The 15,033-nt window shown below is 64.7% G+C and carries 10 protein-coding genes; 1 reads left to right on the forward strand and 9 read right to left on the reverse strand.

Annotated elements, in window-relative coordinates; genetic code table 11:
• Nucleotides 1–24 precede the first annotated feature (24 nt).
• The 7 genes from HZA32_17120 to HZA32_17150 all read right to left on the reverse strand — a co-directional run bounded on the left by HZA32_17120 (nucleotide 25) and on the right by HZA32_17150 (nucleotide 11,668).
• Nucleotides 25–2,910 carry a hypothetical protein gene (locus HZA32_17120; GenBank protein MBI5425800.1) on the reverse strand — a complete coding sequence of 962 codons (2,886 nt, stop codon included), beginning with the start codon at nucleotides 2,908–2,910 and terminating at the stop codon, nucleotides 25–27.
• 436 nt (nucleotides 2,911–3,346) lie between these two features.
• On the reverse strand, nucleotides 3,347–4,234 hold the full coding sequence (locus HZA32_17125; protein MBI5425801.1) for a MarR family transcriptional regulator: 888 nt from the start codon (nucleotides 4,232–4,234) through the stop codon (nucleotides 3,347–3,349).
• A gap of 13 nt (nucleotides 4,235–4,247) precedes the next feature.
• Nucleotides 4,248–5,108: an SDR family oxidoreductase gene (locus HZA32_17130; protein MBI5425802.1), complete on the reverse strand. Its 861-nt coding sequence runs from the start codon at nucleotides 5,106–5,108 to the stop codon at nucleotides 4,248–4,250.
• A gap of 2 nt (nucleotides 5,109–5,110) precedes the next feature.
• Nucleotides 5,111–6,508 carry a glucuronate isomerase gene (gene uxaC, locus HZA32_17135; protein ID MBI5425803.1) on the reverse strand — a complete coding sequence of 466 codons (1,398 nt, stop codon included), beginning with the start codon at nucleotides 6,506–6,508 and terminating at the stop codon, nucleotides 5,111–5,113.
• 9 nt (nucleotides 6,509–6,517) lie between these two features.
• On the reverse strand, nucleotides 6,518–7,777 hold the full coding sequence (locus tag HZA32_17140) for an MFS transporter (GenBank protein MBI5425804.1): 1,260 nt from the start codon (nucleotides 7,775–7,777) through the stop codon (nucleotides 6,518–6,520).
• A gap of 26 nt (nucleotides 7,778–7,803) precedes the next feature.
• Nucleotides 7,804–9,264: a hypothetical protein gene (locus HZA32_17145; protein ID MBI5425805.1), complete on the reverse strand. Its 1,461-nt coding sequence runs from the start codon at nucleotides 9,262–9,264 to the stop codon at nucleotides 7,804–7,806.
• A 211-nt stretch (nucleotides 9,265–9,475) separates the two neighbouring features.
• The gene (locus HZA32_17150; GenBank protein MBI5425806.1) at nucleotides 9,476–11,668 is read right to left on the reverse strand and encodes a DUF4838 domain-containing protein; all 2,193 of its coding nucleotides are present in this window, start codon (nucleotides 11,666–11,668) and stop codon (nucleotides 9,476–9,478) included.
• A gap of 233 nt (nucleotides 11,669–11,901) precedes the next feature.
• Here HZA32_17150 and HZA32_17155 point away from each other — a divergent pair, with 233 nt between their 5' ends.
• Nucleotides 11,902–12,819 (forward strand): helix-turn-helix transcriptional regulator, encoded by a 918-nt coding sequence (locus HZA32_17155; GenBank protein MBI5425807.1) that lies wholly within the window; start codon nucleotides 11,902–11,904, stop codon nucleotides 12,817–12,819.
• 28 nt (nucleotides 12,820–12,847) lie between these two features.
• Here the strand turns inward: HZA32_17155 and HZA32_17160 are convergent, their stop codons facing one another.
• Together HZA32_17160 and HZA32_17165 are read right to left on the reverse strand one after the other, a co-directional pair.
• Nucleotides 12,848–14,143 carry a Gfo/Idh/MocA family oxidoreductase gene (locus HZA32_17160; GenBank protein MBI5425808.1) on the reverse strand — a complete coding sequence of 432 codons (1,296 nt, stop codon included), beginning with the start codon at nucleotides 14,141–14,143 and terminating at the stop codon, nucleotides 12,848–12,850.
• Entirely contained in the window at nucleotides 14,140–15,030 is an 891-nt protein-coding gene (locus HZA32_17165; protein ID MBI5425809.1) for a sugar phosphate isomerase/epimerase, read from the reverse strand. The genes HZA32_17160 and HZA32_17165 overlap by 4 nt, the downstream gene beginning before the upstream one ends.
• Between the last annotated feature and the right edge of the window lie 3 nt (nucleotides 15,031–15,033).

The raw sequence follows: 15,033 nt of genomic DNA on the forward strand, positions 1-15,033 counted from the left end.
TGATCGAAAATCGCTTCGTGTCTTTTAGAAACTGAGCGTGTTGGTCAGCCGCACCATGCGACCGTCGACCGGACGCATGCGATAAACCACCCACTTGAAACCGGGGCCGTCGATGTCGTTGATCGCGCCCACCGCGTAGGGGTCGGTTTCATCGAAGAGGTTGTCGACGTTGAGTTGGATCTTCCAGCGGATGTCTTTCGTGAGCTTGCGCTCGTAGGTGAAGAAGAGGTCGACCTTGTGATCCTCCTCGCCGCGGTAGGAGCGGTTCACGTCGAAGGTGTTGTTCGCGTTCTTGTAGTAGCCGATGATCGGCGCGCTCGCCCAACGATAGTTGCCGCCCGCGGTGAAGCCTTTGAGTGCCTTCCAATGCTTGGTGCCGAACGCATACTTGGTCGTCAGGCGCGCGTCGTATTCGCTCGAGGGAAACTGCTGGACGTTCTCGCGCGTGGCGAGCAACGCGAAGGACGTGCGCACTTCGTTCAGCCGCTGGCCGATGGAGTCGCCGACGCCGCTCACCGGCAGCAAGGCGCTGTGCTGTTCATAAAGCGCCTCGCGGCTGGCGAAGAACGCTTTCACCTCCGGCGCGATGTTGGTGAGGCGATTGGCATTGCGGGTGGCGGAGAGCCGCACCGTCCACGCCGGCGTGATCTGGCCGACGATGAGCAACTCCTCGCCTTTCGCTTCGCGATCCGAAGTGGTCCACGCCCCGCCCGTCTGGATCGGGTTCACGGTGGTGATGCCGCGTTCGAGCAGGATGTCCTCGATGCCGTCGATTCCGGTCTGCGGCACGTTGATCGTCGTGCCGTTGATGATGGAGCCGACCTCCTTGGTGACATACGTCAGCAGCGAGCCGGTCAAGCGACCATCCCAGAGGCTGACACGCACGCCGATATCGCGCGACTCACCGGTCGAGTGCGGAACGCGTTGACCGAAGAAGCCATTGCTCTCCGTGCCGGGCGACACATTCGTCGCGTAGCTGTAGCTCAGGCTCAGCCATTTGTTCACATGCAGCACGCCGCCGTAGTTGCGCGAGATGGTCGAGAGCGATTGGGTCGGCACGTCGGGCAAGGCCGCGTGCGCGGGATCGGAGCTGCCCGCCGGAGCGCCCGTGATCAGGTTCACGGGCTTGCGCTCGCCCGCATCCTGAAACGCCGCGGTCCAGAAATCACGATCGTCCTTGCGCACGCCGACGGTCGTCACGATGCGGCCGTCCCACCATTTGCTGTGCACGACGCCGAGGAGCGAATCCTGCTGCGTGAGGTCCTTCTTGCTCGCGAAGGCCGTGGAGCGGCGGAATTCGGCGACGTAGCCGTTGGAGTTGATCGACTGATTCGAATAAATGAAATCGCGCAGGTCCGGGGCGCTGTAGACGCCGGCCGCGGGATTCAGGTATTGGCGCAGATAGAAACGCGAGGCCGTGGCGATGAGATTGGCGTTCGGACCGGTGGGAGATGAAACCAAGGTCAGCCGGCCGTGATCCCAAATCTCGTAGCGCTCGTTACGCTCGGCCATGCCCGCGATTTGATGGCGGCCAAGCCAGCGGTTGTAGCGAGTGAGATCGAGGTCGTAAGCCGCCGTCGCGCGATAGTCCGTGATCTCGTTGTCGAGATTGATCCAGAACGGATTGATATCGATGTAGTATTCGCGCGGGTGCCCGTTTACGCCGAAGGAGTTCGGGTCGACCTTCAACGTGTTATCCACCGCATTGACGATTCGCTTCAGCGAATTGGAACGGGCAAAGGCGAAGTTCACGTTCAGATTCTCACCGAACTGGTGCGTGACATCGGCTTCGGTGATCTCCCATTTGACATCGGCGAGGCCGTTCGGGCCGGTGACCGCATAGTCGCGGCGGAAGCCGATCGCTTCGGGATCGAGCGAAGCGACGGGCGAGCCGTTGATCTGGTAATTGGCGCCGGTGGCTGTGCGGGTGCCGTTGCGGGCGCCCGCCGTCGCATCGTAGACGTAAATCGCGCCGTAGATGCGCATGCCGAGCGTCGTGAGGTTCACGTTGGTCGGCACGCCGTTGATCTGGCCGTTGCTGCCGGTTGCCGCCACGGCGGTGACCAGCGGCGCCCCCGCTTGCAGATAGGGAGTCACGGCGTCCGTCGGATACGCACCGCGCGGCGTGGCGCGCGTCACTTTCCGATTCTCATGGCCGAGCGTGATGGTCGTTTTCTTGAACGGCTTGTAGCTCACGACCAGATGGCCGGCCCGCTCGTCGTGATAACCTGGCTTGCGATAGAACTCACGCTCCTGGTGCAGAAGATTGAGCCGCACCGCCAATTTGTCCGGCACGAGCACTTGATTGAAGTCGCCCGTGAGGCGCACCGTGCCTTCCTGATCCGTGCCCCATTGCACCGTGCGCGCGTCCTTGTGGAAGCCCGGGGTTTTCGTCGAATAGTTCGTCGATCCACCCGGGTTGCCCGTGCCGAAGAGGATCGAGTTGGGTCCCTTGCTGAATTCGACGCGCTCAGAGTTGTAGGCGTCGAAAACGGATTGGAGTTCCATGAAGTTGCGCGTCGCGGTGCCCGTCTTGAAACCGCGAATCTGCATGTAATTCTGATTCCAGATTTCGCGCTCTTCACCGGCCGAATTCAAATCGCCCACCGCGTTCGGCGCGACGCCCGTCGCGAAGAGCGTGAGGTCCTGGATGTCCTTGATGCCGAGATCATCCATCAGCTCCTTCGTGAAAATATCCACGGGGTTCGCCAAATCCTTCAACGAAGTGCTGGTGCGGCTGGCAGACAAAGTTTCGTTCGTCTGGTAGCCGATGTCTCGCGAGGTGTTCACGACAAACGGACTGAGGCTGACGACCTCGCTGTCCGCGGGAGCTGTCGACGCACTGGCGCCCGACGTAGATTGCGCGGCGACCAATGCGGGCAGCGCGAGCGACAGGGAGACGAAAAGCAAACGCGGGCGAACTGAGAACCGACCAAGCGGATCAACAGGCGAACCAAACAAACGAGTGGCAATGTTCATGGGGTTTCTGCGGGGGTTAGAATCGACAGGGGAAAGCAGAGATCGAGCGCTCGGGCTCCGAAGAGAACGGGGGACGCCACGGGCTGAGCTATTTGGCTGGGGTTGACGTGGGGCGAAAAACAGGGGACGCGCCAATTATGCAGTAGAATCTACAGGATTACGGCGGCACGCGTCTATGGTCCCACTTGACAACATTTGTCGCCGCTTGATACGCGCTCCATCCGCCCGGACACACGCACGCAAGCAAACGGGACCACGCGGTTACCAGTCGAAGGACTGTGCGTCGCCTCGAGTAACAGCGAGGGACGAAGACAGAATCCTGATCCGGAGAACGCATCGCGGACCGCCGCAGCGAGTCGCGAGAAAATCAGCGCGCGCCGATGACGGCGCCGTGTGGGGGCTGCGGCAGATCCAATCTTGCCGCCTGCGAACAGTTCTCTGCGGTCTGCCTCAGCTCGCGCACCAGCGCCGAACGCACCGCCGAATCCAATTGCAGCGGCGAACCGAGGAGCGTCAGCACTGCGACAGTCTCTCCCGCGGCCCCGAACAACGGCGCCGACAAGGTGTGCAACTGCGCGCGATACGAACCGTGGTCAAAACAAACGCCCGCGCGTCTCGCCTCGCGAATACGCTGCAGCACGTCCGCCCGTCGCTGCAGCCGCCACACTTCGGGCGGGGCTGCGGACAGCACGCGATTCACCTCGGTGTCCGGACACGCGCCCAGGAAAGTCGCCCCACTGGAACCGATCGCGAGCGAGACGGCCGCCCCCACCCGCGACGCGATCGCGCCAGCCTGCGGCGACTGCGTCGCATGGATCGTGACCGCCTGGTCGCCTTGCCGAACCGTGAGCTTCGCGGTCAAACCGGTCTCGCCCACCAGTGCGGTGATCGGCTCGCGCACAGCGCCCAACAGGATCTCGTGACGCAACAGCGGCCGGAAGAGCGGCACGAGGCCGACGGAAATCTCGAAGGCCCCGCCGGCGCGCGGTCGCAACCAGCCCGCCGCAACAAACGATTTCAAAATGCGATAACACGTGGTCGGCGAGATTCGCAGCGTCGCCGCCAAGCTTTTCGTCGTGGCGTCGGCCGGGCTCTGCGCCACCGCTTCGAGGACACGGATCGCCTTGCAGAGCACCGGCACCGTGTGGGACGGCGAGTCCGCCACCGGACCGAGAGCCGGAAACAAATCCGGGGCGCGGCGTGGCTCGCGGAGAATTTCCCCGAAAGGGAAGCGGCTCAGTGATCGCTCGCCCATGGCCCGGTTCTCCTCACACCCCGGACGACGCGAGAAAGCCGCCGTCCACCGACACCGTGATGCCGGTCACGAATGCCGCGCGCTGATCGTCGAGCAGCCAGCACACCGCGCCTAGCAGGTCGTGCGCCTCGCCGAAGCGTTTCAGCGCCGTGTGCGCCATCACACTCTGCCCGCGCGCCGTGAGACCGCCCTCCGGTTTCATCAGAATCTTCTGACTGCGCTCGTTGACGAAAAAGCCCGGCGCGACGGCGTTCACGCGAACGCCGGCCGGCGCGAGATAAACCGCGAGCCACTGCGTGAAGTTCACGATGCCCGCTTTCGCCATGGCGTAGGCCGGCACGCGCGTGAGCGGCCGGTAGCTGTTCATCGAGGCGAAATTCAGGATCGAGCCGCGGCCGAGCTGCGCCATCTCGCGGCCGAACACCTGGCTCGGAATCACCGTGCCCAGAGTATTGACGCGCACGACATCCTCGAAACGCGCCAGGTCGAGGTCGAAGAAACCGCGTTCGCCGGGTGTCCGGTGGTTCGTCAATTCACTCGCCGCAAACTCCGTCAATGTCGTGACCGCATCGGGCTGGTTGCCGCCGGCGCCGTTGATCAACAGATGGCACTCCCCGAGTTCCCGACTGATCGCGCTGCGGGCCTGCTCGACCTCCTCCCGATTCGTGACGTCGCACGGAACAACCAGCGCCGTGCCGCCGGCCGCGCGAATCCCCTGCGCCGCGCGCTCGAGACTCGCCGCCGTGCGGCCCAGCAACGCGACGCGGGCGCCCTGTTGGGCGAGTTCATGGGCGATGGCGGAGCACAATGTGCCGCCCGCGCCGGTGATCACCGCGACCTTGTTCGTAAAAAAGGAAGAACCGGAATTTGACATGATTAGAGCGAAAGGAATCGGCGCGCATTGCCCCCGGCCACCGCGCGCACCAGCGCGCCAAGTTCATCGAAATTGGCGGGGACCGCGCCGCCTTGCACCTGCTCCCCCAGCCAGTCGCAAAAGATGCGACGGAAATATTCCTGTCGCCGCATCGACAGCGGACAGCGCGCGTCGGTCGTCATGCCCATGCTGACCGCGAGCAGCCCGTAGTTGGCGATCGCGTCGAACTGCGCGCGCATACCGGACGCGTGATCGTTGAACCACCAAGCCGGCCCCAGTTGCAGTTTGCCGGGCACGCCATCCTCGACGAACGAACCAGCCAGCACGGCAACCGGAACGAAGTCGGCCGGATTCAGCGGATAGATGATCGTGCGCGGCATCCCGCCCAGCTCTTCCAACTCGTCGAGCCACGACGACAACGCCGCCACGTTGCACTGTCTCCCGATGCCCGCATAACCGCCCGCGGGCCCCGCGAGCCGCCGCAACCGTGAGCTGGTGCGACGGTGCGCGCCGACGTGGAGCTGCATGACCCAGCCGCGGCGCGCGTATTCCCGGCCGAGAAAACGCAGGAGACCGAAACGCAGCTTCGCGCTCTCCGCCGGCGTCAGCATTTCTCCGCGCAGGCGATAGGAGAACAGCTCCGCGACTTCCGTCTCGCTCACTTTGACGTGGAAGAACTCGTCCAAGCCGTGATCGGAGAGCCGGCAGCCTGCGAGGGAGAACTCGTCGAGGCGGCGCCCGACCGCGGCGCAGTAGCTGGCGTAGTCCGCAACTCCCTCGCCGGTGGCGACGGCCAATTGCCGCACCCAGGCGGCGAAGTCCGGTGAGTCCACCGCCACGACATCATCCGCGCGCAGGGAAGGCAGCACGCGCAGCCCGCCTCCGGCGCCGGCGAGTGCGATGTGCGGGGCAAGATCGTCCAACAGGCGGTCCGACGTGCAGACGCATTCCACCCGCGCCTGCGCGAGCAGGCCACGCGCGGAATACCGGCCATCAGCCAAACGCTCGTTGCAAACCTGCCAGGCGCGATCGGCCGTGGCCGGGGTCAACGGCTCATCGATGTCGAAGAACCGCTTCAGCTCAAGCGCCGTCCAATGATGCAGCGGATTGCCCAGCGTCATTGGCACCGTCGCGGCCCAGCGATCGAACTTCACGCGATCACTGGCGTCGCCGGTGATGTCGCACTCCGGCACGCCGGCGATGCGCATCGCGCGGTGTTTGTAGGGATCACCGGTCACCCACAACTGGCCGATGTTAGCGTATTGCCGGTCGGCGGCCAGATCCGCGGGGTCGAGATGGCAATGGTAGTCGATGACCGGCGCGTTCGCGGCGTAGTCGTGGTAGAGGCGCCGGGCGGTCCCGGAGCGCAGCAGGAAATCGTCGTGAATGAAAATGTTCACCGGAAAGCCTCAGGCATCGCGGATGCGCTCGACGCGTCCGACCCAGAACAGCAGTGCCACACACGCGATCAGCGGCAGCACGCCCACCGTCCAGAAAACCGGGCTGTAGCCGATGCGATCGACGACCTGGCCCACGCCAAAGGTAAACACCGCGCCGCCCAGGCTGGCCGCCATCAGCGTCGAGCCCATCGCGGTTCCCATCGTTTCGGCCGGGAACATATCCGCGTGCAACGCGAGGATGTTCGCGCTCCACATGCCAAAGCCGAACGTCGCCAAACACACCCAGCCAATCGCGCCGATCGCGGAATCGGCGTTCACGACTTGCAGACCGCCCAGCATCGCGAACGCGCCGAGGATCATGAGGGTCTTTCGGGCAAACGTGGCACTGTAGCCGCGCGCCAGCAGCGCATCCGAGGCGGCGCCGCCAAACATTTTACCAAGGTCAACCGTGACGTAGGGAATCCAGCCGTAGAATCCGATTTCCTTGAGCGAGAAGCCGCGGCCCTTGCTCAGATAGTCAGGCAGCCAGAACACATAGAACCACCAGACCGGTGTCGCCATCAGGCGCGTCGTCATCAAGCCCCAGAGCTGGCGCTCTCGCACGATGCGACGAAGTGCGGCCCCGAAAACCGGTGGCTTCGAAGGCGCCAAGCCCACTTCTTTGATCACCGTCTCGCGATCGGCCGCGGAGAGCCGCGGGTGCTCCTGCGGCGCGTGATAGAGCCACAGCCAGCCCAAGAGCCACACGAATCCCAAGACGCCAGTGACCACAAACGACGCGCGCCAGCCCCACTGGAGAGCAAGCAACGCAACCAACGGCGGCGCCAACACCGCCCCCACCGCCGAGCCTGCGTCGAAAATCGCCATCGCGAACGCCCGCCGCTTTTGCGGGAACCAGCTCGCGACCGCCTTGGTGCCCGCGGGCCAGTTGCCCGCTTCCGTCACGCCGAGCAGCGCGCGGGCGAACAGTAGACTGATCGGTCCCACCACGAAAGCATGCAGCACAGCCGCCAGCGACCAGCCCACGATGGAAACGGAGAACCCGAGCCGCGTGCCGACCTTGTCGATCCACATCCCGATCGGCACCTGCGCCGCGGTATAGGCGAGCAGAAACGCCGTCGTGATCAATCCGTAGTCCGCACTCGAGAGTCCTAACTCCGAGCGCAGCGTCGGCAGCAGCACCGACAGCGCCTGCCGGTCCACGTAGTTGATCACCGTGGACAGGAATAGCAGCCCGAGGATGAGCCAGCGGAGGCGAGCGAGAGGCATGGGCGACGTCGGCACGGGGAAATTCGTCAAGGGGTTTTCGCCTCTGCGAGCGGCAGCGCACGGCGCTCGGCGATCAGCAACGGCGCATCGTAGACCGGCAAGTTGGAGAACACCACGCCCTCCGGCCCGGCCTTCCACTGCGAAGTCGGCAGCGCGTGAACGCGTCCGGTGAGCAGATCGACGAGCACCGGCTCCGTGAAGCGCGCCTTGGGGAGGGTCAGCTCGACCAAGGTCACGCCGTTAGCTTCGGACGGCGGCGCGTCGTTGAACCAGAGCGCCACGACCTGCGCGCCGGCCTGCTCGTAGCCGTGAAGAGCCAGTCCGCGCAGCGCCGTCGTGGTGAACGGAAAATCGGCGATCCGCTTCAATGTGTCGTCGAAAATCGCGAACACGTTCTGCGCGGCGCGATACGCGACCTTCGGCCGCGCGATGGTCCGATCCGGATTCGTCGCCAGCAGACCCTTGTAGTTCATGCGCAGAGCATCGCCCGGCTCACGGTGATAGTAGGTATAGTGGAGGTCGGACAGCGTGAACAAATTGAACGCCACGTCGCGTCCCCGATGTGCGAGCATGCGCCGCAGGTTCCACTTGGCCTGCAGGTTTTCGGTCCAGGCAATCTCGCGGAGCGCGAACTGCCCCTGGCGTTGCGAAGGCGCGCCCGTCTCGCCCTGCCGCACCTCAATCGCACGGCCATACTTCGCGATGACGGCGTTGAGCCGATCGATGTTCGTCGTGTCGTCCGGATTGCGCGGGTAACCGTGGATCGTGATTGCATCCACGAGATCGAAGCGTCCTTTCGTCTGCACCGCGGCGAGGAACTGATCGGCGAAATCGACATTGCCCACCATCGCGAGCGCGAGGATCCGGCTCTCCCGCTGCAGCCCGCGCACCATCGACGCCGTCCGCAGAAAAAGATTCGCGTAGGCCTCGGGCGTCGGCGCCGTCGGCGAAACGAGATCCGGCTCATTCCAGATTTCCCATTCGCGCACGCGGTCCTTGTAGCGCGTGACCAGCGCCTGCACCCAGCGATCCCACGCCTCGAGCGCTTCGGGCGATGAGGGCAGGCCGTCGCCAAGCCCCTGGCCACCACCGCCTGGGTAAAGACGGTTGCCATAACTGATTTCCAGCCACGGTTGCACGCCCTGCGCCCGCGCGTCGTCGACCACCTCGTCGAGCCAGTCCCACGAATAGACGCCGCGCTCGCGTTCGCACTTGGCCCAACCGGCTTGCACCCGAACGCGCTTCGCGCCGAGCGGGCCCAGGTAGTCGCGGTAGTTGCGATAGATCGCGTAATCCCGATCGAGCGTCTCGGCGCCGATCGACCAGCTCGACGACGCGATCTCCTTCGCGGCGCGCGGCCGAACCTCGCCGACCGTCGGCAGCGCAATCTCAGCAGCGAGCACGTCCGACAACCCGCCGCCAGCGGCGAGCAGCAGCAGGAACTGAGCAGCGCGGCGCCAACTGAGCGACGGAGACGACAAATTCATGGGGTGAGACGCGGGGTTTGTTCTGTTCTTCGCGCAGCCCTCCACACAAGGGGACTGCCGGGGTGACAAGCGGGAGCCAGACTCTACTGCATCGCACGGCGAGCGTCTATGGTTCAACTTGACAACATTTGTCCCCGATTGACCGGCGGTGCGAGCGGTCGCTGGAGCGGTGGACGCGAGGATACAGTCGTGACGCCTCCAAGCCGCTGCCTCAGCGCGGCGCATCGAGCAGGTCGGCCAGCCGTTGCAACGCGCCCGCGGCGCGTGTGGCTTCGAGTGCGTTCGCCGCGTTCGCGTGGGCCGATGATCCCTGGGTTGAAATCTCGTCCCGGCGCAACTCTTCCGCCACGTGCCGCGCGTCCTCTAAATGCGCACGCGCTTCGTCGCGCTGCCCGGCCCGGATCGCAGTGAACGCCTGCACGCAAGCCGCGTAATACGCCAGCGTTCGTTCCGCGTAGGCGAAGCATTCTTCGTCTTCGCGGACACGCGCCCGCACTGCCGGCGGCAAATCGAGGGCTAACGCGGACTGGATCAATTCGCGACAACTCCGGCCATGCTCGATGCTTTCGGCGAGCGTCGGTCCTTCACGCAGTTCGCCGGGCTCACTCCGAAAGCGCAGGTGCGAGTTGGGAAACAAAACCGCTTCGCCGGTGTTCAGTCGCGGTGCGAGGGTGTATTTAATCTCAGTGACGTTGGCCAACATCTGCTCGAGCGATGCGTAGAAGCGGCGCAGGTGGCCCGCGGCGTTTCCGTAGCGTCGGGCGAAGTAATCCCGCCAAAGCGCGTCGCAGTCCGTCTGCACATCCCAGAGCTGGCGCGCCATTTGGTAGTTCGTCAGCGCCTTGCTGCCCCATCGCGCCGTGGTCACGTGCATGTAGTCGAACGACCGCGCACCGGCGCGAAAATAGGTTGGGATGTCGACCGCCATCGTGTGCATGAAGCAGACCGGCAGGCTGTTGAAGCCGCGCACATTGTAGTATTCCCCCACCGCGAGTTTTCCCCGGTAGTGTCGCTCGGGATCGCTCGCCCAACCCGTAAGTTGTCGACGGTATCGTTCGTTCCGCGCCGTGCAGTCCGGATCGTCGAGGCGGTGCACATAGCAGCGCTGGATCGGATAGAACGTCGCCATGCAATAGTCCCGCGGGAAGCCGGGTGGCAGCGGTCGACTCGGCGGTTCCACCACATCTCCGTAGGCTAGAAACGTCACCTCGAGCGGTCGCCGCAGCCGGCCCGCTGCCCGCGCCTCGTCCAATTCCTGACAAAACCGGTGCACCAGCTGGAGATAGCGATCGGTGGGCGAGCCTTGAGCGCGGCAATTTTCGCATTCGCACCACTTGCCCACATCCAGCGCCCAGAAGCGCACGATGTCCGCCTCGCGAAATCGCCCTTCGACCAGCGCCCGCACGTAGTTGCCGACAAACTCGGCGGTGGCATCGGCGTTCGACGTGCAATAGTTCGTGCCGCGGTTGACTTCGATTCCGGGCACGCGCCTGCCACCGACCAGCGCATACCATTCCGGGTGGGCCTCGAAATAGGACAATTGACCGTCGCCATCGAGGTCCCCCTTGAACTCGAGACTCTCCGCATACGGATCTCGGGGCTGGGCCTCGTCACCGGCGAATCGGCGATGATCGTAAGGGTAAGGCTTTCTGGGTCCGATGAATTCGTGCTCGGCATCGTGTCGACCGCAAATCATCCGGATGCCGAGCTTGTGCATCAGCGCGTGCGGCTCCTGTTCGAGTGTCCAATAGTTGAGGCGATTGCGCGCCATCCAGAGGAGGAATGCGGAGTCGCCGCGGTTTTCCCACGCCAGAAAACCACGACTGGTGAAACTGGGACGCTGCGTGACGTCGAGGTCCGGCAACGCGTCGAGGTCCGGCACGTCCTCGCCTTGCTCGCCGGGGTCGAACCAGCGGCAACCCCATCGATACAACAAATCGTAGGCGCCGTAGAGCGCACCGCGTCGCTCCTGCGCTGCGATCAGGACGACGCGGCGCCCCTCTACGATCGCCGATTTCAGCCAATAACCCTCAGGCCCGAACTCCATGTGTTCGAGCCGCGCGTTGAACAACTGCGCCACGCGCCGCACGTGCGGATCATGCGCCAAACCGACCACGAGCACATCGCCCGGCGGCAACCGCGCCGCGGAACGCGCGACGGCGAAGTCGGCGGGCCGACCGGTCATCCGACGCAGGTAGCGTTGCACTTCCAGCGCGGCAAAGCTGAGCGTGCAGGCATTGTCGTCCACCAGATCGTCGTCGAGCCACACGACTTCCCCTTCGGCGCTGGCGGCCGCCGCCGCAGTCTCGAACGAACCGGTATCGACCAGGATCGTCGTGCCACTCGCAGCCGACGTGGACGCCGTCCAACCGGCGAAGATCGCGAAGCAGACGATGACGCACACGTGCCTTCCAACGACAGCGGAGAAAAGCGAATCGGCGCGGCGAGACCGAACGGACCGCGCAGATCCAGCGAGCAGTGTGGACGGTGAATCGAGCACGGAGAGGCAGGGGCGGGCTCCGCGCGGCACGCAATTCCGCGGGCATCGCCGCGCCGCCCGACCAGGGCAAATCTATCCCGGCTCGCGGCGGGCGTCTATGGTTGCCCTTGACAACATTTGTCTGAAACTGACGCGCCATGGCGATGACCTTCCATTCGATCGAACGGCTCGGTGCCCCGTTCTCGACCGTTTCGGAACTCGGCTTCGTGATCCCCGACGACAGCGACGTCACCGTGCAGAACCCGGAGCGCAAGCTGCTCTTTTTCCTGCAGGCCGACTGCACCGGCGAGATCGAGGGTTTCGGTGCCTTCCCCGTCAAGACGGGCGACATTCTCGTCGTGCCGCGCCGGTGCGTGCAGCATTACCGCGTCGCCCGCGCCGGCGAGTCGGCGAAAGTGCACGCGTTGAAGATCGCCTTCGCCTTGCCGCCGCTCGCCCCTCCCGGCAGCTCCGGCTCCAATCCGCCCGTGCGCGGCAATCCCGAATCGGATCTCGGTGCGTTCGTGCGCCACCATTTCCGCCAGATCCGCCACCTGCCGGGAGCCCAGACCGCTCCGATGCAGGAAATCCTGCGCGCGATCCGGCGCGACATCGAGGAGCACCCCACCGGCATCCGCCATCGCGTTCGCGCGCTCAGCACCAATCTCGTCGTCCACGTCGCTCGCATGGTGCACGAAAATCCGACTCCGCAAAAATCCGCGGAGCCGGGCCAAGGTTCTCTCGTCAACCAGGTGAAGGAATACCTGCTGCGCAACTACGCCCGACCGCTGACGCTCGGCGAGATCGCCTGGCACGTCCGCAAAAGCGAAGAGCACGTCGCGCGCGTCGTCCGCAAAGTTACCGGTCAAACCGTTCTCGGCTATTTGCGCACGGTGCGACTCGAGCGGGCAAAAACGCTGCTGATCAATTCCGACAAAACCCTGACCGAGATCGCGCGCCTTTCCGGCTTTGGTTCGCTGGCGTTGTTCAGCCGTAACTTCACGCTCTACGTGGGTCGGAGTGCCTCCGCCTACCGGCAGGAGCGCTCCAAGGTCGTGAAGTGGAAATCGCCGTGAAGCGCGCGCCAGCGGAGGCGCAGCGTGGTCACCACCACTTCTCGCCCGTGTAGTCGGGCTTCGGCAGGGACCAGGTCGGTGTCGTGGGCGCGAGTTTGGCCAGCTCATCTTCGAGCAGCCGGGCGCCGTCCGGAGGCCCGCCCAGATCGGGCACTGGCATCAGCTCTCCGCCGCGCAGCGCCGATTCATGGGCGATGATGCCGGGCAAGTTGTAGCGAGCCGCGGCCCAGACATGGTTCGGCGGCAGCGCGCCAGTGCCGACGGCGCGACAGAAGTCGTCCACCAGAAATTGATGCGAGCCATGGTGCCCGCTGCCCAGACCCTCGTATTCCTTCGGCAGTCGCCACACCGGGTGAACCGGCGCCATGCCGGAATGAAAATCGTGCTGGGTGCCGTCCTCGCGAATCTGCGCCGCGGCGCGATCCTGCGTTGTGATCGGGCCACAGCGCAGCAGCTCCGTGAGTTTCGTCACTTCGCGAGCGCGATTCACCCACACTTCGCCTTCCGGCTGTTCCTCAAAACACCCCTCCGTGCCGAAAAGGCTGAGCCGCACCGAACGACCACCCCAGTGTCCGACGCGGCGGAGTTCATTGATGCGCGCCGCACCGCCATCGCTGGTGCGGAACAGCGCGGTCTCGTTGCTGAAGGCGTTGTCCCACAAGTTCAGCCCCGGGCCGAAAACGCCATCACCGCTCTGATCGACCTGTCCCAAGCACGAGACCTGCGTGAGGCGAGCGCCCGTGACGCCCACGATCATGCTGACCGTGTGCGTCGGATAAAGCATCGGCGGCACGCCCGCGGTGCGCTTCCAGTCGGCGCCGCCGCTGTGCTGATAAGCTTCATAGAAACCGTGCGACATATCGTGCATGTATTCACCCTCGCCGTAGACGAAGCGGCCGAACTTCCCCTGTCGCCACATCTCGCGACAAAACACCGTCGACGGATAATAGTAACTGGTCTCGCCCAGCGCGTAGGTGAGCCCGGTGCGTTTGACGACTTCGACCAGTTCCGTGAGCTCCGCGAGCGTCATCGCCGCCGGCACCGCCGAGTAGACATGCTTGCCCGCCTTCAGCGCGGCGATGGCCATCGGCGCGTGAAGCCAACGTTGCGTGAAGATCGCGACGGCATCGCAATCGCTCGCGAGCACGTCCTCGAACGTGGCAAACGTCTCCGTGATGCCCGCCGCGGCCGCCTCGGCCCGCCGGCGATCAGGCAGCACTTCAGCAAGACACACCGCGCGCACTTGCGGATGCGCCTTGAACAACGGAATGAACACGCGGGCGAATGCGCCGGCGCCGACCACGGCCAGTTTAATTTTTTTCATGACGTAAGATGATGCGATTCCGCTCCGGGAAACCGTGCCTCCGGAGCCGTGCGGTCGACCGCCTCCCGAGGAAGCGATGATGCAGCGATTTCCTTCCTGAACCCCGGATAAGCTGCCGCACGGCGCAACATCCCCGGCAGGTCGCCTTGCCAGCCGTGTCCCTGCACGACGATGTCGCCGCGATATCCCTCCTCGTGCAGCACGGCCATCAGCGGCGCGATCTCCAGATCGCCTTCGTCAGGCGGAAAGTGCGCGCATTTCGCCGGCGGCTGCGGCGCGAGCCGACGACACCCACAGACGTTGAATCCTGCGAGCCGGTTCGCGCAGGCCCGCAATTGCCGTGCGGTTTCCTCGGCAGAACAAAGCGCATAAGAGTGCGAGACCGGGAAAGCGAAACCCAAGCGCGGGTGCGCGATGCGCTGCACCACTCGCTCTGCCTCCCGCACGGTTTCGAGCGGGTAGAACGAGTGCGGATACAGAGCGACCTCGAGACCGCGCCGCTCGGCCACAGCCAGCAGCGGCTCCAGTCGCGCGACGATCGCCTCTTCCCACGCCGGCGCTTCGCGCGACGGAACGCTGCACTTGAAACTCAGTTCCACGCGAGACACGCCCGCGATGATTTCAAACAGCCGCCGAACTCGCGCATTCCAAGGCGCGTCCGGCGCCAGCGCCAAATCGATGTTCGCATAGACGCCCGCAACCCTCAGTCCGTGGCGAGCCGGCACGACATCGAGCGCCGCAAGCCGGACGAGATCGTCGTCCGCGAGCGGATAAGGCACCGCGTAGATTCCTGCAAAGCCCGCTTCGGCCACCAGCGCGCAGCGTCGCTCCCAGCCCAGCGAAGGATCGCCGAACAACGCATTCTCCATCGCGACCAACGGCCACATCGC

It is taken from the genome of Opitutia bacterium, assembly GCA_016217545.1.
GTDB lineage: Bacteria > Verrucomicrobiota > Verrucomicrobiia > Opitutales > Opitutaceae > Didemnitutus.

Excerpts from the sequence above, each read along its gene's own strand:
- HZA32_17125 (MBI5425801.1), bottom strand. The coding sequence starts at position 4,234 with ATGGGCGAGCGATCACTGAGCCGCTTCCCTTTCGGGGAAATTCTCCGC.
- HZA32_17130 (MBI5425802.1), bottom strand. The coding sequence starts at position 5,108 with ATGTCAAATTCCGGTTCTTCCTTTTTTACGAACAAGGTCGCGGTGATC.
- HZA32_17140 (MBI5425804.1), bottom strand. The coding sequence starts at position 7,777 with ATGCCTCTCGCTCGCCTCCGCTGGCTCATCCTCGGGCTGCTATTCCTG.
- HZA32_17145 (MBI5425805.1), bottom strand. The coding sequence starts at position 9,264 with ATGAATTTGTCGTCTCCGTCGCTCAGTTGGCGCCGCGCTGCTCAGTTC.
- HZA32_17155 (MBI5425807.1), top strand. The coding sequence starts at position 11,902 with ATGGCGATGACCTTCCATTCGATCGAACGGCTCGGTGCCCCGTTCTCG.
- HZA32_17160 (MBI5425808.1), bottom strand. The coding sequence starts at position 14,143 with ATGAAAAAAATTAAACTGGCCGTGGTCGGCGCCGGCGCATTCGCCCGC.
- HZA32_17165 (MBI5425809.1), bottom strand. The coding sequence starts at position 15,030 with ATGTGGCCGTTGGTCGCGATGGAGAATGCGTTGTTCGGCGATCCTTCG.